General features: G+C 66.9%; 19 protein-coding genes. 4 read left to right on the top strand and 15 right to left on the bottom strand.

Annotation, left to right across the window (positions count from 1 at the left end):
• Positions 1-12: 12 nt before the first annotated feature.
• The 5 genes from Q9R27_RS01935 to Q9R27_RS01915 all read right to left on the bottom strand — a co-directional run bounded on the left by Q9R27_RS01935 (position 13) and on the right by Q9R27_RS01915 (position 4063).
• Positions 13-696 carry an NADH-quinone oxidoreductase subunit C gene (locus tag Q9R27_RS01935; protein ID WP_311250634.1) on the bottom strand — a complete coding sequence of 228 codons (684 nt, stop codon included), beginning with the start codon at positions 694-696 and terminating at the stop codon, positions 13-15.
• An 85-nt stretch (positions 697-781) separates the two neighbouring features.
• A complete protein-coding gene (locus Q9R27_RS01930) occupies positions 782-1336 on the bottom strand; it encodes an NADH-quinone oxidoreductase subunit B family protein (protein WP_311250633.1) in 555 nt (184 codons plus the stop codon).
• A gap of 3 nt (positions 1337-1339) precedes the next feature.
• On the bottom strand, positions 1340-1699 hold the full coding sequence (locus Q9R27_RS01925; protein ID WP_311250632.1) for an NADH-quinone oxidoreductase subunit A: 360 nt from the start codon (positions 1697-1699) through the stop codon (positions 1340-1342).
• 30 nt (positions 1700-1729) lie between these two features.
• Entirely contained in the window at positions 1730-3022 is a 1293-nt protein-coding gene (locus tag Q9R27_RS01920) for a geranylgeranyl reductase family protein (RefSeq protein WP_311250850.1), read from the bottom strand.
• 351 nt (positions 3023-3373) lie between these two features.
• On the bottom strand, positions 3374-4063 hold the full coding sequence (locus Q9R27_RS01915; RefSeq protein WP_311250631.1) for a demethylmenaquinone methyltransferase: 690 nt from the start codon (positions 4061-4063) through the stop codon (positions 3374-3376).
• 123 nt (positions 4064-4186) lie between these two features.
• Between Q9R27_RS01915 and Q9R27_RS01910 the strand changes: the two genes are divergently transcribed.
• Positions 4187-5317, top strand: a complete 1131-nt coding sequence (locus tag Q9R27_RS01910) for a peptidoglycan-binding protein (RefSeq protein ID WP_311250630.1) — start codon at positions 4187-4189, stop codon at positions 5315-5317.
• Positions 5318-5408: 91 nt separating this feature from the next.
• On the top strand, positions 5409-6656 hold the full coding sequence (locus Q9R27_RS01905; RefSeq protein WP_397219636.1) for an isochorismate synthase MenF: 1248 nt from the start codon (positions 5409-5411) through the stop codon (positions 6654-6656).
• Between the two features lie 146 nt (positions 6657-6802).
• On the opposite strand, the gene Q9R27_RS01900 is transcribed toward Q9R27_RS01905, so the two are convergent.
• Positions 6803-7705, bottom strand: coding sequence for an NAD(P)/FAD-dependent oxidoreductase (locus Q9R27_RS01900; RefSeq protein ID WP_311250629.1), 903 nt, complete (start codon positions 7703-7705; stop codon positions 6803-6805).
• A 76-nt stretch (positions 7706-7781) separates the two neighbouring features.
• Here Q9R27_RS01900 and Q9R27_RS01895 point away from each other — a divergent pair, with 76 nt between their 5' ends.
• Both Q9R27_RS01895 and Q9R27_RS01890 read left to right on the top strand, forming a co-directional pair.
• Entirely contained in the window at positions 7782-8183 is a 402-nt protein-coding gene (locus Q9R27_RS01895; RefSeq protein ID WP_311250628.1) for a MerR family transcriptional regulator, read from the top strand.
• Entirely contained in the window at positions 8180-9658 is a 1479-nt protein-coding gene (locus Q9R27_RS01890; protein ID WP_311250627.1) for an NAD(P)/FAD-dependent oxidoreductase, read from the top strand. The genes Q9R27_RS01895 and Q9R27_RS01890 overlap by 4 nt, the downstream gene beginning before the upstream one ends.
• Before the next feature lie 28 nt (positions 9659-9686).
• Here the strand turns inward: Q9R27_RS01890 and Q9R27_RS01885 are convergent, their stop codons facing one another.
• The 9 genes from Q9R27_RS01885 to Q9R27_RS01845 all read right to left on the bottom strand — a co-directional run bounded on the left by Q9R27_RS01885 (position 9687) and on the right by Q9R27_RS01845 (position 18906).
• On the bottom strand, positions 9687-10325 hold the full coding sequence (locus tag Q9R27_RS01885) for an MBL fold metallo-hydrolase (RefSeq protein WP_311250626.1): 639 nt from the start codon (positions 10323-10325) through the stop codon (positions 9687-9689).
• A gap of 199 nt (positions 10326-10524) precedes the next feature.
• On the bottom strand, positions 10525-11175 hold the full coding sequence (locus Q9R27_RS01880) for a helix-turn-helix domain-containing protein (RefSeq protein ID WP_311250625.1): 651 nt from the start codon (positions 11173-11175) through the stop codon (positions 10525-10527).
• Positions 11176-11234: 59 nt separating this feature from the next.
• Positions 11235-12812 (bottom strand): AMP-binding protein, encoded by a 1578-nt coding sequence (locus Q9R27_RS01875; protein WP_311250624.1) that lies wholly within the window; start codon positions 12810-12812, stop codon positions 11235-11237.
• Positions 12813-12894: 82 nt separating this feature from the next.
• Positions 12895-13428 (bottom strand): PaaI family thioesterase, encoded by a 534-nt coding sequence (locus Q9R27_RS01870; protein ID WP_311250623.1) that lies wholly within the window; start codon positions 13426-13428, stop codon positions 12895-12897.
• 116 nt (positions 13429-13544) lie between these two features.
• Positions 13545-14300, bottom strand: a complete 756-nt coding sequence (locus tag Q9R27_RS01865; protein WP_311250622.1) for an SDR family NAD(P)-dependent oxidoreductase — start codon at positions 14298-14300, stop codon at positions 13545-13547.
• A gap of 39 nt (positions 14301-14339) precedes the next feature.
• Positions 14340-15884 carry a long-chain-fatty-acid--CoA ligase gene (locus Q9R27_RS01860; protein ID WP_311250621.1) on the bottom strand — a complete coding sequence of 515 codons (1545 nt, stop codon included), beginning with the start codon at positions 15882-15884 and terminating at the stop codon, positions 14340-14342.
• Positions 15885-16011: 127 nt separating this feature from the next.
• Positions 16012-17181, bottom strand: coding sequence for a helix-turn-helix domain-containing protein (locus Q9R27_RS01855; RefSeq protein WP_311250620.1), 1170 nt, complete (start codon positions 17179-17181; stop codon positions 16012-16014).
• A gap of 52 nt (positions 17182-17233) precedes the next feature.
• Entirely contained in the window at positions 17234-18082 is an 849-nt protein-coding gene (locus tag Q9R27_RS01850) for an enoyl-CoA hydratase (protein ID WP_311250619.1), read from the bottom strand.
• Entirely contained in the window at positions 18079-18906 is an 828-nt protein-coding gene (locus Q9R27_RS01845) for an SDR family NAD(P)-dependent oxidoreductase (RefSeq protein WP_311250618.1), read from the bottom strand. The genes Q9R27_RS01850 and Q9R27_RS01845 overlap by 4 nt, the downstream gene beginning before the upstream one ends.
• Positions 18907-18911 lie beyond the last annotated feature (5 nt).

Genomic DNA, 18911 nt, shown 5'->3' with positions numbered 1-18911 from the left:
GCGTGGCTTCACTCACGAGTACGACCTCCGCTGGTCCGGCGGCGGGATGGTGCCGCCCTTGTATTCCACGCCGATCCCACCCAGCGGATAGTCCTTGCGCTGCGGGTGGCCGGGCCAGTCATCAGGCATCTGGATCCGGGCCAGGGACGGGTGGCCGTCGAAGATGATCCCGAAGAAGTCCCAGGTCTCGCGCTCGTGCCAGTCCAGGGTCGGGTACGTCGCGACCAGGCTGGGGATGTGCGGGTTCGCGTCCGGCACCGCCACCTCGAGGCGGATCCGGCGGTTCCAGGTCATCGAGGCCAGGTGGTAGACCGCGTGCAGTTCGCGTCCGGCGTCCTCGGGGTAGTGCACCCCGCTCACGCCGGAGGCGAACTCGAACCGCAGGTCCGGCTGGTTGCGCAGCCGCTCGGCCGCCTCCACCAGGTTCTCGGGGGCGATGTGGAAGGTGATCTCGCCGCGATGGATGACCACCTTGTCCACCAGGCCGTCCAGTCCGTCGGCCACGGTGTCGAACCATCCGCCGTACGGGCGCTGCGCCGCGCCGGGGAAGACGGTCGGCTTGACCAGGCCGCCGTAGCCGGAGGTGTCACCACTCCCCTTCACGCCGAACATCCCGGTCCGTACGCCGACCACGTCCGGCTGGGCGGGCCCGGTCGGGGCAGGCAGGTTCTCCGGGGACTGCTTCTCGTCGCTCATCGCTGTGCCCCCTGTGCGATGAGCCCTGCGGGGCTCACCTCCGGCACACCTCGTGCCTCGGCGTACCTCCGGCTCACTCCTCGTCTCATCGCATGAGCCCCTTCATCCGGGACGTCGGCAGCGCGTTGAGGCCCGCGTTCTCGAGCTCGGTGATCTGGGCGGCGCGGTTCTTGCCGAGCTTGGTGTTCTGCACCTGGTCGTGGAGCTTGAGGATCGCGTCGATCAGCATCTCCGGGCGGGGCGGACAACCGGGCAGGTACATGTCGACCGGCACCACGTGGTCGACGCCCTGGACGATCGCGTAGTTGTTGAACATGCCGCCGGAGCTGGCACACACACCCATCGCGAGCACCCACTTGGGCTCGGCCATCTGGTCATAGATCTGGCGCAGGACCGGCGCCATCTTCTGGCTCACCCGCCCGGCGACGATCATCAGGTCGGCCTGGCGCGGGCTGGCCCGGAAGACCTCCATCCCGAACCGGGCGAGGTCATACTTCGGGCCGCCGGAGGTCATCATCTCGATGGCGCAGCAGGCCAGGCCGAAGGTCGCCGGCCAGAAGGACGCCTTGCGCATGTAGCCGGCGAGTCCCTCTACCGAAGTGAGCAGGACACCGCTGGGGAGCTTCTCCTCGATACCCATGGGTCAGTCCCAGTCCAATCCGCCACGTCGCCACTCATAGACGTAGGCCAAGGTGATGTTGAAGAGGAAGAGGAAGACGGCGAAGAGGCCGAACCAGGCCAGCTCGTCGAAGTAGATCGCCCACGGCACCAGGAACATGATCTCGACGTCGAAGATGATGAACGTCATCGCGACCGTGTAGTACTTCACCGGGAACCGGCCACCGCCGTACGGCTGCGGCGTCGGGTCGATGCCGCACTCATAGGAGTCGAGGCGGGCACGGTTGTAGCGCTTGGGACCGGTGAAATAACTGATCGCGACCGAGAAGATCGCGAAGCCGGCGGCCAGCGCTCCCAGGTAGAGGACCGGGGTGTAGAGCTCCATCAGTCGATCGCCTCCAGGTCAGGCATCGGTTCAGGCATTGGGCGCCGCCTTGCTGAGCACGTTGATCACGCGGTCATGGAAGTCACCGTCGCGGGGGTCGGTCAGGTTCGCCATCAGCTTGAGGGTGAACCGCATCAGGCCCGGGCGGGGCAGTCCGTGCCGGGTGGCCTGCTTCATGAAGGTCGGGTTGCCGACCATCTTCGCGAAGACGCGACCCAGGGTGAAGTAGCCGCCGTACGCCGCGTCCATCGCCGCCGGGTAGGCCTCCAGCACCCGCTCACGCCCCGGTCCCGGCAGCCGGCCGAGCGCCTGCACCACGATCTCGGCTGCGGTCTTGCCGGCCTCGAGGGCATAGTCGATCCCCTCGCCGTTGAACGGGTTGACCATGCCGCCGGAGTCACCGACCAGGAGCATCCCGCGGCGGTAGTGCGGCTTGCGGTTGAAGCCCATCGGCAGCGCGGCCGAGCGGATCGGCGCGGTCAGGTTCTCGTCGCGGAAGCCGAACTCGGCCGGGGTCTGGGCCAGCCAGCGCCGCATCGAGTCCTTGTAATCCATGTTCTGGAAGGCCGGGCTGGTGTTGAGGATGCCGAGTCCGACGTTGGCGGTGCCGTCGCCGAGCGGGAAGATCCAGCCATAGCCGGGGAGCTTGTTGGACTCGTTCGGCTTGCCGTCCCACAGCTCCAGCCACGACTCCATGTAGTCGTCGTCGTGCATCGGCGTCTCGTAATAGGCGCGGCAGGCCACCGCCATCGGCCGGTTCTCGCGCCGCTCGATGCCCAGCGCGGTGGCCATCCGGGCGCTGACGCCGTCGCAGGCGATCACGATCGGGGCACGGAACTCGACCTCGTCACCGCTGCGACGTCCGTTGTCGTCGACCGGGCGGGCGGTCACGCCGACGACGCGGCCGGTGCGCGGGTCCAGGATCGGCCCGGTGACCGAGGTCCGCTCCATCAGGCGCGCGCCTGCCTTCTGGGCGTGGCGGGCGAGGAGTTCGTCGAGGTCCATCCGGGCGCGGGCCATCCCGAACGGGGGGTACGTCGTGAGGTCGGGCCAGGGCAGTTCGATGCGGTGGCCGGCGCCGATGATGCGCAGTCCCTTGTTCTTCTGCCATCCCGGGGCGTCGAGGTCGAAGCCCATGCCGAGCAGTTGCTTGACCGCGCGCGGGGTGAGTCCGTCGCCGCAGACCTTGTCGCGGGGGAATGCGGTCTTCTCGAGGAGGAGGACGTCGATGCCTGCCGAGGCGAGGTGATAGGCCGTGGCGGCACCGGCCGGACCGGCACCCACCACGATCACCTGTGCCACTCGCTCCGCTCCGGGAGCCATGGCGGCAGCGGTCATCGGGTCCTCAATTCCGTCGGAGTCTCGGTCACGCATGTGACTTTGTGAACTACTTCACATGGTGGCGTGCGCCACAGTCTAGGACTCCGGAATGACGGATGTGAACCGGGGTGGGGAACCAATCCGGATTGCCCGATTCGCCGCCTGACCTGCGGATTTAGGTCACAATCTCGTGTCGTAATTCGTCGGTGTCGGCGGTCGGAAAAATGCCCCTGCGTGCCGAAGGACATGCAGTCGAGCCGAGCTCGACGATCCGTGAGCGCGCCACCGCCGACAACGGTGCGCACTGCATGTCCGTTCGCACGGTCATCGCCGCCCTCCGGCTCGCTCCTCGGGTCAGGAGGTGGCCCGGTGGAGCGCGACGATGCCGCCACTCAGGTTCCGGATCTCGCAGTTCGTCCAGCCGGCCTTGTGGATCAGCCGGGCCAGGCCCTGCTGGTCGGGCCAGGCGCGGATCGACTCGGCCAGGTAGACGTAGGCGTCCGGCGAGGAGGAGACCGTCCGCGCGATCGACGGCAGCGCGCGCATCAGGTAGTTGATGTAGACCGCACGGAACGCCGCGTTGGTCGGGTGGCTGAACTCGCAGACCACCAGGCGTCCGCCCGGACGGGTCACCCGGCGCATCTCGCGCAGGCCCGCCTCGGTGTCGACGATGTTGCGCAGGCCGAAGGAGATCGTGGCCGCGTCGAAGGTGTCGTCGGCGAACGGGAGTTGGGTGCCGTCCCCGGCAGTGAACGGCAGGTGCGGCAGCGACTGCTTGCCGACCCGGAGCATCCCGATCGAGAAGTCGCACGGCACCACGGTGGCGCCCGCATCGGCGAAGGGCTGCGAGGAGGTCCCGGTGCCGGCCGCCAGGTCCAGGACCAGCTCCCCGGGGCGCGGCGCCACGGCGCGGATCACGTCCTTGCGCCAGCGCCGGTCCTGCCCGAGGGAGAGCACGTCGTTGGTGATGTCATAGCGGCGCGCGACCGCGTCGAACATGCGTCGTACGTCGTGGGGATCCTTGTCCAGCTCGGCTCGGGTCACGGAGCAAACCCTAACCAGCGACAATTGTGACCAAGATCCGGGCAACCAAATGCTGCATTGACGCGTCTAGCACTGTGAGACTGGTTGTTCACAGCAAGACTTGGAGGCATACGGATGCGCGCCGTGCGGATCTTTTTCATCACCCTGCTGACCGTGGCACTCATGTCCGCCGCGGCCTACGGCACCGGCGTGGCAGTCAAGCACTTCGGTGAGGAGGACACCGTCCCGGCGTCCTCCCCGCAGGATGTGCCGTCGGAGCCCTCCGATGCACCCACCTCCGAGTCGACCCCGGACGCCGAGCCGACCGAGGACCCGGCCCCTTCCGAGGAGCCCACCGAGACCGAGGCGCCGGAGCCCGAGCCGGTCCTGTCCCCCGGCGACACCGGTGAGCAGGTCCGCGAGTTGCAGCACCGCCTCTTCCAGACCGCGTGGCTGCCCGAGACCACCACCGGCACCTACGACGACGCGACCACCGCTGCGGTGAAGGGCTTCCAGGAGAAGCGCGACTTCGAGGCCACCGGCATCGTTGACCAGCAGACCTGGGACAAGCTCGTGGAGATGACCGAGACGCCCACCCACGACCAGATGTTCAACGTGCTCAAGCCGGGGCCGAAGCTGCTCGGCGAGGGCGACACCGGCGACAAGGTCCGCGACCTGCAGGCCCGCCTGAAGCAGATCGCCTGGTATTCCGGCAGCGTCACCGACACCTACGGCCCCGAGACCACCGCCGCGGTGAAGGGCTTCCAGGAGAAGCGGAAGATCCCGGCCACCGGCGAGGTCGACCAGCGGACCATGGACCGCCTGCTCGCGATGACCCGCAAGCCGACCCACAACGAACTGCACAACATCATCCCCAAGACCGGCAAGAACACCGACGCCCCGCTCGACGAGCGGTGCCTGAGCGGCCGGGTGCTCTGCATCGACAAGACCAGCAACTCGCTGCGCTGGGTGGTCGACGGCCAGGTGCTGACCGCCTTCGACGTCCGCTTCGGCAGCGCCGAGATGCCGACCCGCGAGGGAGCGTTCAAGGTCAACTCGAAGTCGCGCAACCACGTGTCGTCGATCTATCACACGTCGATGCCGTTCGCGATGTTCTTCTCCGGCGGCCAAGCCGTCCACTACTCGCCGGACTTCGCCGCCCGCGGCTACAACGGCGCCTCCCACGGCTGCGTGAACGTGCGCGACCGGGCCGGCATCGAGGCCCTCTTCGACCAGGTGAAGGTCGGCGACAAGGTCATCGTCTACCGCTCCTGAGCCCACCACGCGCGACGCGACCCACGGTCCTGCCCATGGCGGTCCGCCCGGAAAGCACGGGCTGGCCGCCACGGGCGTAGGCTGACCCCTCGTGACGATCCAGCAGAGCAGCGGCGAGCGGTACGTCGTACGCACGTCGCCCGTCGATCCGGCCGACGTGCCGGACCTGCTCGCCCTGCTGCCGGCCGACGCGCCGCTGAGCTGGATCCGTAACGGCGAGGGCTTGGTCGCCCACGGGGTCACTGCGATCGTGCGCACCACGGGGCACACCCGCTTCTCCGACGCCGCCAAGTGGTGGAAGGAGACGGTGGCCCGGATGGACGTCGTCGACGAGGTCGGCGAACCCGGGACCGGCCCGCTCTGCTTCGGCAGCTTCGCCTTCGCCGACGAACCCGGCACCTCGGTCCTGGTGCTGCCGCGGGTGGTGATCGGGCGCCGTGGCGACCTGGCCTGGGTCACCACCGTGGACGACGCCCGCGTCGACCTGGCGCCGGTCGCGCTGCCGCAGGCGCCGGTGGTCACCTTTGCCGACGGCGCCCGCAACGGCGAGGAATGGATGGGCGTCGTCTCCGACGCCGTGGCACGGATCAACCGCGGCGACCTGTCCAAGGTTGTGCTGGCCCGCGACCTGGTGGCGACCTCCGACACCGTCGTCGACCCTCGCTGGCCACTGCGCCAACTCGCCGCGACGTACCCGACGTGCTGGACGTTCCACGTCGACGGCCTCCTCGGCGCCACCCCGGAGATGCTGGTGCGGCGCGAGCGCGGCCTGGTCACCTCACGGGTGCTGGCCGGCACCATCCGGCGCACCGGCAACGACGAGCGTGACCTGGCCCTGGCCGCCACCTTGGCCCGCAGTTCCAAGGACCTCGAGGAGCACGAGTACGCCGTCCGCTCGGTCGCCGACGCCCTGGAGCCGCACTGCTCGTCGATGAACGTGCCCGAGGCGCCCTTCGTCCTGCACCTGCCCAACGTGATGCACCTGGCCACCGACGTGGCCGGGGTGGTCCACGACGCCGAGACCGTCTCCTCGCTCGACCTGGCCGCCGCGTTGCATCCCTCGGCCGCGGTCGGCGGCACCCCGACCGAGCTCGCCACCGCCCTGATCACCGAGATCGAGGGGATGGATCGCGGCCGCTATGCCGGGCCCGTCGGCTGGATGGACGCCACCGGTGACGGCGAATGGGGCATCGCGCTCCGCTCGGCCCACATCGACGGCGCGACCGTGCGCCTCTTCGCCGGCTGCGGCATCGTCGGCGACTCCGACCCCGAGGCCGAACTCGCCGAGTCGCAGGCCAAGTTCGTCCCGGTCCGCGACGCCCTCACCGCAGGCTCCTGAGCGCGCCCCTCTCCCCCTTGTAACGCGGGGTTGCCGTCGCTTGAGTAGCGCTACGACGCGCCGATTCGTCGACACCACCGCACAAGTGCCGCCGTACGCCGCCACCTCGCCACCCGCTTGAACCGTCCAGCACCGTGGCATCCAGGTCAGTGCGCGATCAGTTCCTGCACGCAGGCGCTGGCAGCGAGTTGACCAGCCGCGGCAGCCGCCAGCACCGAGGCCATCGGCATCGGGTACGCCGCACGGTGGGCCAGGTCGCCGGCCGCGAAGACGCCGGGGCGCGACGTACGTCCGAAGTCGTCGATCGCAATGCACCCGCTCGCTTGCAGGTCCAGGCCGAGTTGCCCGGCGAACGGCGCTGCCTGCACGAAGCGTCCGGTGGCGACGAAGAGCCCTGCCACCGTGACCTCTCCCCCAGCCAGCGAGACCCACACCCCATCGCCAGCGGCCTCGAAGCCCAGCAGGGCACGGTCGTCGACGGTTGCACCCGCACGCTCGATGGCGGCAAGCGCTTCGGGGGCCAGGTCCGCGCCGTCGGTGAAGACCGTCACCGCGCGCCCGATCGGTGCGAGCAACGCGACCAGGTGGAGGCCCGTCTCGGTGGCCAGGATGCCGATGTCGCGACCGGCCAGTTCGTGGCCGTGGCAGAAGGGACACGTATAGGCGTGCGTGCCCCACAACGCGGCCAGTCCGGGGACCTCCGGCAGTTCGTCACGCACCCCCGTGGCCAGGATGAGCAGACGGGCCGCGAGCACGCCGCCCTCCGTCGTCACCCGGTGTACGTCGTCGACGTGCTCGATCCGGGTCGCTGCGACGTCGCGGACCTCGACCGTGGCGTACGCCGCGAGTTCGGTGCGGGCCTGCTTCCGGAACTCCGCCGGCGGCGTGCCGTCGTGGGTGACGAAGTTGTGCATGTGCTCGACCCGGTCGTTGCGATACGTGCCGGAGTCGAGGAGCACGACGTCGCGGTGCATCCGGCCCAGGGTGAGGGCTGCCTGGAGGCCGGCAGGGCCGCCGCCGACGATGATCACGTCGTGGATGGTGGTCATGGGTCTTCCCCTTCGGTTCACTGCGCCGGAAGCGATCTGCCTTGACGCTGCAACCAGCGTGTGACTTCATGTCAGGATGAAGTCAAGCCAGTGGTCAGTGGGGCAGGTGGCGGAGCGGTTCGGCCTGGCGACGAACGTGCTGCGGCACTGGGAGTCGGTGGGGCTGCTCGAGCCGCAGCGCGATGCAGCGGACCGGCGGCGCTATGGCCCCGACGACGTGGTCCGGATCGCGGTGATCCAGCGCAGCAAGGCCGCCGGGATGAGCCTGGAGCAGATCGCGGTGCTGCTGGACTCGGAGTCGCCGGGGCGCCATGCACTCCTCGAGGAGCACATCGCCGCGATCGACCGGACCATTGCCGAGATGGAACTCTCCCGCGCGATGGCTGAGCACGCCTTCCACTGCGAGGCGCACGACATCACGAAATGTCCCCAGTTCCGTAGCCACCTCGACGACCTGCTGGCAGGCTTCGAGGCATGACACGCACGCGCGAGGCCATCATCGTCGGCGCCGGACTGGGTGGCATCGGGATCGCCATCCAGCTCAAGCGCCTGGGCATCGAGGACTTCGAGATCCTCGAGCGCAACGACGACCTGGGCGGCACCTGGCACGTCAACCACTACCCCGGCCTGGCCGTCGACATCCCGTCGGTGACCTATTCGTTCTCCTTCGAGCCGAACCCGCACTGGTCCCGGTGGTATGCGCCGGGCGCCGAGCTGAAGAGATACTGCGAGCACGTCGCCGACAGCTACGACGTACGCCGACACATGCGATTCGGCGTGGAGGTCACCGGCGCCCGCTGGGACGACGAGACCGGCGAGTGGCACGTGGCGCTGGCCGACGGCAGCGTGGAGCGGGCGACCTACCTGGTCGCGGCCACCGGCTTCCTCTCCCAGCCGAAGGTGCCGGACATCCCCGGGATCGAGTCCTTCACCGGCAAGGTCATCCACAGCACCGACTGGGACCATGACTATGACTTCACCGGCAAGCGCGCCGCGCTGATCGGGACCGGCGCGACCGGCGTCCAGCTGGTCCCGGAGGTGGCCCGGATGGCGGCCGAGCTGACCGTCTATCAGCGGACCGCGATCTGGGTGACCCCCAAGGTCGACTTCGCGATGCCGGGACCGGTGCAGAAGGCGTTCCGCCGGGTGCCGCTGACCCAGCGCGCGGCCCGGATCTGGAACTCGAGCGTGCTCGAGGCGCTGCTGGCCGGGGTGATCAACTACAAGGTGCTCAAGCCGGGCGCGAAGGCGGCAGAGGCGCTGGCCAAGCACCATCTGGCCCGCAGCGTCAAGGATCCCGAGCTGCGCCGCAAGCTGACCCCCGACTATGACTTCGGGTGCAAGCGACCGACCTTCTCCAACACCTACTACCCCACGTTCAACCGGGAGCACGTGCACCTGGAGACCAGCGGCATCGAGCGGGTCGAGGGCACCACGATCACCGCGGTGGACGGGACCTGCACCGAGATCGACGTCCTCGTCCTGGCCACCGGGTTCAGCCTCTGGGAGACGAACTTCCCGGCCTTCGAGATCCTCGGCCGGGACGGCCTGGACCTCGGCAAGCACTGGCGGGAGACCCGGTTCACCTCCTATCAGGGGATCACCGCGTCCGGCTTCCCGAACCTGATCGGCACCGCGTCGCCCTACTCCTATTCCGGGTTGTCCTTCTTCACCACCATCGAGGCCCAGATGAAGCACCTGGACCGGCTGGTCACCGAGATGCGTCGTCGCGGCGCCAGCCGGTTCGAGGTGAAGGAGTCGGCGGCCGAGGAGTTCACCGACCGGATGGAGGAACTGGTCGCGGACTCGGTCTGGGCACGCGGCGACTGCGCGACCTCACGCAGCTATTACTTCAACCAGGCCGGAGCGGCCACCCTGGCCCGGCCGACGACCACCTGGCACAACCACCGCGAGCAGGAGACCTTCCCGCTCGACGACTACACCTTCGGCTGATCAGCCCACGCCGAGTACGCCGTGCGGTTCAGGCGAGGTCTTCCCCGTCGGCCAGACGCAGGTACTCCTGCTCACGCGGCGCCAGGAAGCCCTGCATCTGGCTGGCCAGGATCCCGTGCGCGGCCTCGGTGTAGATCCGGTCATGGATCGCCAGGTTGCGCGGTGCGCCCACCTCCCGGACGAAGTCAATTGCCTCGGCCGCCTTCAGCCACGGCGCGCTGGACGGCGCCAGGAGTACGTCGACCTCCTCGCCGGGAGGCGTCAGCGCGTCACCCGGGTGATAGATCTTCGCGGCCCCGGCCGTCACGACGTACCCGGAGTTGTCGAAGCGGGGCAGTTCGGGGTGGATCACCGCATGCAGTTCGCCGACCACCCGCACCGGCAGTCCTGCATCGAAGGAATCCCCCGGTGCGACCACGGTGACCCGCTCGGCAACGTCCGGCGACTGGGCAGTGATCTGGCGGGCAACTGCGTCGATGGTGAAGACCGGCGCCTCGGTGGCACGCAACCGTTCGAGGTCATAGTGGTCCGCGTGCTCATGGGTGATCAGCACGGCACCGGCCCCGTCCACTGCCTCCAACTCGGTGAAGCACCCCGGGTCGATGACGATGACCGCGCCCTCGTGCTCGATCCTGACGCAGGCGTGCCCGAACTTGGTGATCCGCATGCGTTGAGCCTAGCCAGCCGACGCATGGCGCGAAATCGAAAGACGCCGCAACCGGGTCTCGGGTCCCGGTTGCGGCGTCGGTGATTAGTTTACGCATCAACAGCAAGAACGGAAGGTGAACTCCCGAGTAACAATGCGCCGACGGTGTGACACTGGGCACACTTGCGCGATTGTGGCGATTTCGCGCGTCGATCGGGCCTCACTGCGACGTCGATCCGGACGAACCGGTCTGGACCAGTGCCCCCACCACGAGTCGGACCGAGGCGTTCAACCGCTCCGCGCCGAACTGCTCCGGGGCCTCGAGAACGAGTCGGCCGAAGTGCTCGAGGATCGCCACCACGGCATGGCCGAGCACCTCCGCGTCGACCTCGGCACCGAGCGCCTCGCGGACCAGTCCCTGCACGGCGACGGAGATCCGCTCCCGGTCGGCGTCGATCCGTTCCCGCACCAGCGCCGGCGTCTGATGTGGCGAGAGCAGGATCGGCCGCCAGGTGTCCGGATCCTCCGCCAGGGTGGCCACCATCGCCTCGACGGCCCCACAGATCAGCGCGAGCGGGTCCGAGGTGTCCAACTCCTCGGGCAGGGCCGCGAGCAGTTGCGAGAAGGCACGCACCTGCTGCCGGTCCAGCAGCGCCATCAGCAACGCGCCGAGTCCGTCGTACGCGCCATAGACGACGGGGCGGGTGACCCCCGCCTCGCGGGCGATCGCCTCGATGGTGATCGCCTCGTACCCGTCGCGCAGCATCACCCGCAGGGCCGCGTCCAGCAGCTGCTCGCGGCGATCCTCGATCGGCACCCGGGCGGCGTACGGCCGGCGCCGAGCACGTGCCCTAGTAGAGGAAGTCTTCACATCCTCAGCCTAGAGGGCAAGGAGCGACACACGGACCCCTCAGGTTTCGGGCCAAGACTTCAGATGGCACGCGGATGACCCTGCCAGAACTGGGCCCGGATCACCTTCTTGTCGACCTTGCGAGCTGGGGTGAGTGGCAACTCATCGACGAAGTGGACCTGCTTGGGTGACTTGACCGAGCCGATGGCCTGCTTGCATGCAGCGATCAGGGCGTCGGCGTCACGGTCGCTGTCGAGGGTTGGCACGACCACGGCCGTGACCTCCTCGCCCCACCGATCGTGCGGGACCCCGATCACCGCGCACTGGGCCACGCCGGGGAGCTGCATCATCGCGGTCTCGACCTCGGAGGGATAGACGTTGAAACCACCCGAGATGATCATGTCCTTGAGCCGGTCGAGGATGTAGACGAATCCGTCATCGTCGATGCGGCCGATGTCACCGGTGTGGTGCCAACCGTGTTGGCGCACCTCGGCGGTCTTCTCCGGCAGGTTGTGATAACCGGGAGTCACCAGCCGACCACGAACCACGATTTCCCCGGTCTCACCGGTAGACAGCAAGTTGCCGTCGTCGTCCATGATGCCGACCTGCGTGCCCCACGTCGGTCGACCACAACTGGCCAGTCGGTCCAAGTCACCGGCACGGGCCGCGGCGCTGAGGTTCTCCGGCGTCATCCAGGTGATGAAGCCGGGAGCCTCTGCTTGGCCGAACGACTGGCCGATCCACGGCCCGAGCACCTCGACCGCTTCAGCGAGACGGTGTGTGGCGACCGGCGCAGCGGCCAGCCACAGCAGTTCCATCGTGGATAGGTCCCGCGGGTTCGCCCTCTGCGCGGCCACCAGGTCATACAGGGCCGTGGGCGGCATAAAGGTGTGGGTGATCTTCTCGGTCTCCATCGCATCCAGGACGGCGGCGGCATTGAACCCGGGCAGCACCACCGTGGTCGCGCCCTGCCCGGCGAGCAAGCAAGCGAGGATCCCGGCAGCGTGCGTCATCGGCGCCGAGACCAGCATCCGCGGCACCTCGACCCGCGGGAAGTGACGCGAGGTGAGGTCCATCATCACGGCCCAAGTGGCGTTGGTGAGCATGACTGGCTTGGAACTGCCGGTGGTGCCGCCGGTGGGGGCAAGCGCACAGAGGTCTTCAAGGCGGCCGTGGGCGTCATTCCAGTCCTCGAGCATGATCCCCTCCCCCTTGGTGACCAGAGCCGCAAGGGTGATCGTGTCCGGGATCTCCTCGGCCGGGTCATCGATGACCACTACCAACTCCAATGACGGCACCTGAGCACGCAGCGCGGGGATCCGATCGGCATAGACCGAGTGGACGAACAAGGTCCGCAACTCCACCTCCGCCGCGAACGCCGCGGTCGAGTCGACGGCGTTGTGCGGGTTCAACGGCACCCACACCCCACCGATGCGCCACAGGGAGAACGTGGTCAGCAACGCCTCGGCACAGTTGGGGGTGTAGACGCCGACCCGGTCGCCGCGCTCGTTGCCGAGCGCGACCAAACCACGAGCCACCTGTTCGGTGATTTCCTTGCCCTGGGCGAAGCTGAAGGCCTTGCCCGTCCCAGGCTCCTCCACCAGTGTCCGGTCGGGGTTCTCGTGAGCGGCCTGATCGAAGAAGTCGATGACACGCATTGCTGGATTCCTTTCAAAGATGGGGATCAGTGACCAGCCATGGCCGGCAGCCACGTGCAGCTCGTCGGGTGCGGGAGATTCGTCAAGGCTGCCCGTCCTTCAACTCGACCCAGAGACCGTCCGCATCGGCGCAGAGCACGTCGCCGTGATGCAAGGTCGCACTCAGAAAGCGTTTGCGGCCCTCGACCCGGTCCACCTGTGCACGGAAGACGAGGTCCACGTCCAGCGGTGTGACGGAGCGGAAATTGGTGTGCAGGTAGGCGGTCCTGGCCGGCGGTAGGCCCGTTCGCGCGAGGAAGTGCCCCAGCACGTCATCAAAAAGCGCGCACACCGCACCCCCGTGAGCCACCAGGTTCTCCCCCACATGGAACCGTCCGAACTTCACCGCCCCGTGCATCTCATGCCCCTCCACGCGCATGGTCCATGAGGGAACCAGCGCCTGGGCCCGGCCCGGCTCGTCGAGCCAACGTCCCCAGGATCGGTCCACCTCATCGACCTGCAGCGGCGTGAGGCCGGCAGTCAACCGTGCCAGTTCGGCCTGCAGATGTCCTGCTGCGGCGATGTCCAACCGTGCCCCGGCAACGCTGTCCAAGAATTCACGGAGGCCGGTCACCATGCCGCTGTAGGCAGCACCAAGCTCCGGTGGCCCCGGGGGGACCCCCAACGCCTCAAGGGCTGCCCGTCCATCGCGCCCCGTCGCTCGGGTCGCCCGAGCGCCTTGACCCGTGGCGCTCATTGGATCGCTGCCGGGGCTCGGAGACCTGCGTCGAGGCGAATCACATCGCCGTTGAGCATCGGGTTCTCCACGACATGGACCACGAGACTGGCCAACTCCTCAGGTTGACCGTGACGCTTCGGGTGGGCATGTCCGCCGACGGAACCCACAGCACCCTCGCTCATGGCCGCCACCATCGGTGTCTCGAAAATGCCGGGTGCGATCGTCATCACCCGAATGGCGCGGCTGGCGAGTTCGCGAGCCGCCGCAGCTGTGATCCCGACGACCGCGGCTTTGGAGCCCCCGTAGGCCACCGAAGCACTGTCGAGCCCTGCGGCCGAAGCGACCATCACCACCACGCCCCGATCCCCCTCCTGCGGTTCGTTCTCCGCCATTGCGAAGGCGGCCTGACCGAGGGTGGTGACGGTCCCGGTGAAGTTGACGTCCATGACTCGGCTGACTGTCTCCGCCGCCACCGGACCTCGCGATCCCAGCAACCGGCCCTGGTGACTGACCCCCGCGCAGGTCACGACAATGCGCAAAGGCGCCAGACCTTGGGCCGCCTGTACGGCGGCAACCACATCGACTTCACGAGTGACGTCGGTCGGCACGTAGGTGATGCTGCCGTCGAAGTCGGGAGGACGCTGCTCCCATGCCTGCGGCAAGTCCGCCACGACGACTGATGCTCCCATCGCCGCCAACCGTTGAGCAGTGGCGGCCCCCAGCCCTGAGGCGCCACCGGTGACCAGCGCTGCGCATCCTGCAATCTTCATCTCACGTGGCCTCTTTCGGCTCGGCAAAACCCGATGTGCTCATTGGACGAACCGATCGCCGACCCAGAATGCGGCGCGGAGTTCTCGTTTGAGCACCTTGCCTGCGCCGGAGAGCGGGAAAGCATCGACGACATCGATACTGCGAGGCAGCTTGTAGTTCGCGATGTGCTGCCGACACCAGTCTCGAACGTCCTCGACGGTGATCTCGGCACCCGGCTCAAGGATCAGGAAGGCGTGCACTCGCTCTCCCCATTGATCGTCGGGAACGCCGACAACAGCGGCTTGCAGGATCCGCTCATCCTTGACCAGTACGTTCTCGACCTCCACGGAATAGACGTTCTCTCCACCGGTGATGATCATGTCCTTGATCCGGTCGACGACGAAGAAGTATCCGTTCTCGTCCATGTACCCGGCATCTCCGGTGTGCATCCACCCACCTGCCAAGGCCTTGGCCGACTCCTCGGGCTTGTTCCAGTAGCCCTGCATCATGTGGTCGCCCCGGGAGACGATCTCTCCGACCTCGCCTGGCGGCAACAGTCGATCCTCGGCGTCGACCACGCGGACCTCGGCGTGTGCGGCAGCCCGTCCGCAGGAACGAGCCAATGCCGGGTTGTCATGATCATCCGGTCCTAGCAAGGTCGCCACCGGCGCGAGCTCCGTCATGCCGTATGCCTGGGTGAACCTGGCATTGCTGAAGACTTCCCTCGCGCGCGCCAACGTGCTCTCCGAGATCGGTGAGGCGCCGTACATGATGTGCTGCATGCTTGACAGATCTGCACCCTCCGACTCTGGTGAATCCACCACGGCCTGGATCATCGTGGGCACGAGCAACGCATCGGTGACGCGATGTCCCTCTATCGCGCGCACCACGCCCGCAACGGTGAACGACGGCACGATCACGTGTGTGGCCCCCGTCAGGTTCGCGATGTTCCAGGCTGCTCCGTCAGCGAGGTGGAACATCGGCGCGGCATGGAGGAGTACGCCGCCACGCGACAAGATGTCCGTGGTGACCAAGCTGCCCATCGCAGAGGTGAGGAGTGCCCGGTGGTCCAGCATCACGCCCTTCGGGTCACCCGTGGTGCCGCCCGTGTAGTAGACGCCGTAGAGATCGTCGTCGCTGCGCCGCGCGTCCTCCACAGGATCGTTGGCAGCCACGAGTTCTTCGTAGGGCAAGGTCCCCTCAGGGGCATCCCCCTCACCACAGAAGATGACCGTGTGCAGGTTTGGTGCCTTGGCCCGGAGCTCCGCCACAGTGCTGGCGAAGGCGTCATCGACCAACAGGATGTTCGTGCCGCAATCGACCAGCGAGTACGCCACTTCAGTCGCGCTCCAACGGCTGTTCACCGGGTTGACCGCTCCCCCTGCCCACGGCACGGCATAGAGGAACTCGTGGTAACGGTCACTGTTAAGCGCGTATATGCCGACACGTTCGCCGTCTGAGACACCGAGGTCGCGGAGAGCGCCGGCAAAACGGGCGACCCGATCAGTCGTATCGGCGATGGTGCGGACACGGTCACCGAAGATCGTAGAAACACGACCCGGTCCAGTTTGCATTGCGGTGTGCAGCGATTGCGTGATCTGCATGGTGGTTCTCCTCGTTCAGCCCTGGCACCGAGCCCATCAGGTGCTCAGCGATCGGTGATTGACTCTTCTTGCCGTGGCGACTCACAGAATTTTCGTCGAGGAATCGTCCTCGACAGTTCATGCCTGTTCAGGCAGAGGGGGCGACCGGATCGAGAAGAATCGTCATGATGACCTCGACCAGGTTCGTCTCGAAGTTCTCCCGCCGACGAAGGCTGGGCATGCGACGCAGGTCGGTGATCAGGAACAGTGCCAACTGGACTCGCACCCGGACCGTCTGTGCATCGACCTCCGGCAGGCACTGCTGGAGCAATGCTTCCCATTCAGCGACATACTCACGCTGGACCGAACGCCGCGCTTGCTGAACGTCATCCTCGTCCGAGGGCTCCTCCAGGACGATGGCCCAGGGGCCCACCAATTCGGAGTAATTGACCACGAGCAAACGCATCGCTTCCTCTGGCGACGCGGCTTCGGCGAATATCTGATGCAGGCCGAGCCAGAGCCCGTGGGTCCCTCGCTCGGTGACCGCGCGGAGCAGATCGGCCTTGCTGGCGAAGTAACCATAGATATTCGGGCCGGTGACGTCGGCCATCGCGGCGATACTTGCCATCGTCGCTTCCTGGTAGCCGCGCTGGGCGAACTGTTCCATCGCCGCCTGCAGCAACCGCTCACGCATTGAGACGACAGGCAAGAACGACTGCCGCGGCACGACCTCCGGACCGGTGGGCGCCAACCGGGCTTCCGGCAGTGCAAGCAACGCAGCGCGCACGATAGGCAACCGGGTAGCCACGGGCAAATGAAGTGCACGGCGACCGAGTCCCGACAGGAGCGACTGCATCGCCCAGACCACCATCCTCTGTTGGCCGGGATCGAGGTCCGAACGACGTTGTTGCAAAGCAGGCAGGAACGACTCGCTGTAAGCAGACATTCGTCGGCGAATATCTGCCGCGTGTTCCGGGGCGAGATAACGCAACTCATGTGCCCAGAAATCCGCCAAGTAGGGGCGGTCGGCGAGCCGCGCGATCGCGCTGTCCACGGCCATCGTGTAATCGAGGAAAGAGTTCCGCTCGTGGAGGACAGCGAAGTTTTCGTTCACGACCTCCTCCAGCATCACGGCCTTGTTCGAGAAGTGCCGATAGAGGGCTCCTGCGGTGATCCCTACCCGCTCGGCGATCTGCGCCATCGTGACGCTGGGGTAGCCGTGCTCCGCGAACAGGTCCCGCGCAGCAACCAAGATCTGCTGCTTGCGATCGCGCGGACGACGGCGCGGTCCATTCGCTTGCACAGCCGCCGTTGTCACGACCGCCATCCTAGGGGGAGCCGTCGCTCCTGACTTGAGGGACACATCGTTCTCAACCCGCCCCTGGTCCCGGACGCCTCGCGGCAGCACGGATCATGTCAGCGCCATCCGGATCGACGAAGGTCCCGTGCTTGACCAGGTTGTTCGCGTGACCCAGGTTGTGCACCGCGAGCGCTGACTCCAGGGATTGTCGCTGACCCATCGCATCGAGTTGCTGGTTGATGCTGAGTTTCGACAGTCGCAAGCCGAACTGAGGACGTGCTGCAATGCGCTCGGCCAGATCGAGAGTGAAGTCCTCCAACTGGTCCTCGGGAACCACGTGGTTGACCATGCCCAGGCGATGCGCCTCCGCGGCATCCACCGCATCACCGGTGTAGAGCATTTCTCGAGCCTTACGGATCCCGACCTCGTAAAGGTGGGTGAAATACTCCACACCATTGACTCCGAAAGCCGTCACCGGGTCGGAGAAGCTGGCGTTCTCGCCAGCAACGACGAGGTCCATTGGCCAGACAAGCATCAATCCCCCGGCAATGACACGGCCCTGCACCTGCGCAACGGTCGGTTTGGGGATGTCCCGCCATCTCAGGCACAGACCGAGGTAGAACTCGCACTCGAAGTTGAAATGACCCTCGATACCTCCTTGGTCCGAACGTGTGTGCATCGTGGCGATCGGATCGCCGTCGAGATCGAAAGACCCCTTGAGATCGTGCCCAGATGAGAAGTCCGGTCCTTCCGCCGCAAGAATGATCACCTTCACCGCTTCGTCGGCGACGGCTTCGAGGAAGGCGGCGTCCAGTGCTTTGAGCAGGGCAGGGTTCTGCGCGTTGCGTCGCTCGGATCTGGCCAGCACGACCCGGGCCACCCCGGGGCGGGGGCGCTCGAGCCGGATCCCCGTGTTCACCCCTCGAAACCTCCGCCGGTGACCAGCAGTTGTCCTGACACGTAGTCGGCCTCTGGGTAGGTCAACATGACCACCGAGCCGGCCGCCTCCTCGGGAGTGCCCGGACGCCCCAGGGGAATCGCCGTCTTCAATGCCTCGAGGACCTGTGGGTTTACCCCGACCTTGATCTCACGGCCCTCGACCTCGACCGTCGCGCCCTCTCCAGCAGGTGCCTCCGTCAAACGGGTCAAGATGAACCCAAAGGCAACGCAGTTGACGTTGACGTTGTAGCGGCCCCATTCCTTGGCCAATGACTTGGTCAGACCCACGACGCCTGCCTTCGCCGCCGAGTAGTTCGCCTGACCCACGTTGCCGAAGACTCCGGCCACCGACGAGATGTTGACGACCTTGCGGTGGACGATCCGACCCTCGGCCTTCTCCTGCTTGGCTGCGGCACTGATCACCGGCTGGGCAGCTCGGAGGATGTCGAAGGGAGCCTTGAGGTGCAGGTCCACGATCGCGTGCCACTGTTCGTCCGTCATCTTCTGGATGACCGCGTCCCACGTGTACCCAGCATTGTTGATGATGATGTCGACGCCACCGAACTGGTCGACCGCAGTCTGGACGAAGCGATCTGCGAATCCGTCCGCGGTGACGCTGCCGACCACGGCAACGGCTTCACCGCCGTTCTTCTGGATCTCCTCGACGACCTCGTTGGCCGGCTCCGCGTCCAGGTCATTGAGCACGATCCGTGCGCCCTCGGCCGACAACTGCAGGGCGATCGCGCGTCCAATTCCACGTCCTGCACCTGTGACAAGTGCAGATTTTCCGTCGAGCTTTCCCATGATCC

The organism is Nocardioides sp. AE5 (assembly GCF_031844485.1).
Classification (GTDB): Bacteria; Actinomycetota; Actinomycetes; order Propionibacteriales; family Nocardioidaceae; genus Nocardioides.
Note: the sequence above shows the minus strand (reverse complement) of the source record. Positions and strands in the feature narration are given on the sequence as shown.

What these genes read in the sequence shown, in the direction of transcription:
- Q9R27_RS01900 (WP_311250629.1), bottom strand. Translation starts at nt 7,705, where the DNA reads ATGACCACCATCCACGACGTGATCATCGTCGGCGGCGGCCCTGCCGGC.
- Q9R27_RS01895 (WP_311250628.1), top strand. Translation starts at nt 7,782, where the DNA reads ATGAAGTCAAGCCAGTGGTCAGTGGGGCAGGTGGCGGAGCGGTTCGGC.
- Q9R27_RS01875 (WP_311250624.1), bottom strand. Translation starts at nt 12,812, where the DNA reads ATGCGTGTCATCGACTTCTTCGATCAGGCCGCTCACGAGAACCCCGAC.
- Q9R27_RS01845 (WP_311250618.1), bottom strand. Translation starts at nt 18,906, where the DNA reads ATGGGAAAGCTCGACGGAAAATCTGCACTTGTCACAGGTGCAGGACGT.
- Q9R27_RS01925 (WP_311250632.1), bottom strand. Translation starts at nt 1,699, where the DNA reads ATGGAGCTCTACACCCCGGTCCTCTACCTGGGAGCGCTGGCCGCCGGC.
- Q9R27_RS01885 (WP_311250626.1), bottom strand. Translation starts at nt 10,325, where the DNA reads ATGCGGATCACCAAGTTCGGGCACGCCTGCGTCAGGATCGAGCACGAG.
- Q9R27_RS01860 (WP_311250621.1), bottom strand. Translation starts at nt 15,884, where the DNA reads ATGCAGATCACGCAATCGCTGCACACCGCAATGCAAACTGGACCGGGT.
- Q9R27_RS01920 (WP_311250850.1), bottom strand. Translation starts at nt 3,022, where the DNA reads ATGGCTCCCGGAGCGGAGCGAGTGGCACAGGTGATCGTGGTGGGTGCC.
- Q9R27_RS01930 (WP_311250633.1), bottom strand. Translation starts at nt 1,336, where the DNA reads ATGGGTATCGAGGAGAAGCTCCCCAGCGGTGTCCTGCTCACTTCGGTA.
- Q9R27_RS01870 (WP_311250623.1), bottom strand. Translation starts at nt 13,428, where the DNA reads ATGGTGACCGGCCTCCGTGAATTCTTGGACAGCGTTGCCGGGGCACGG.
- Q9R27_RS01890 (WP_311250627.1), top strand. Translation starts at nt 8,180, where the DNA reads ATGACACGCACGCGCGAGGCCATCATCGTCGGCGCCGGACTGGGTGGC.
- Q9R27_RS01865 (WP_311250622.1), bottom strand. Translation starts at nt 14,300, where the DNA reads ATGAAGATTGCAGGATGCGCAGCGCTGGTCACCGGTGGCGCCTCAGGG.
- Q9R27_RS01935 (WP_311250634.1), bottom strand. Translation starts at nt 696, where the DNA reads ATGAGCGACGAGAAGCAGTCCCCGGAGAACCTGCCTGCCCCGACCGGG.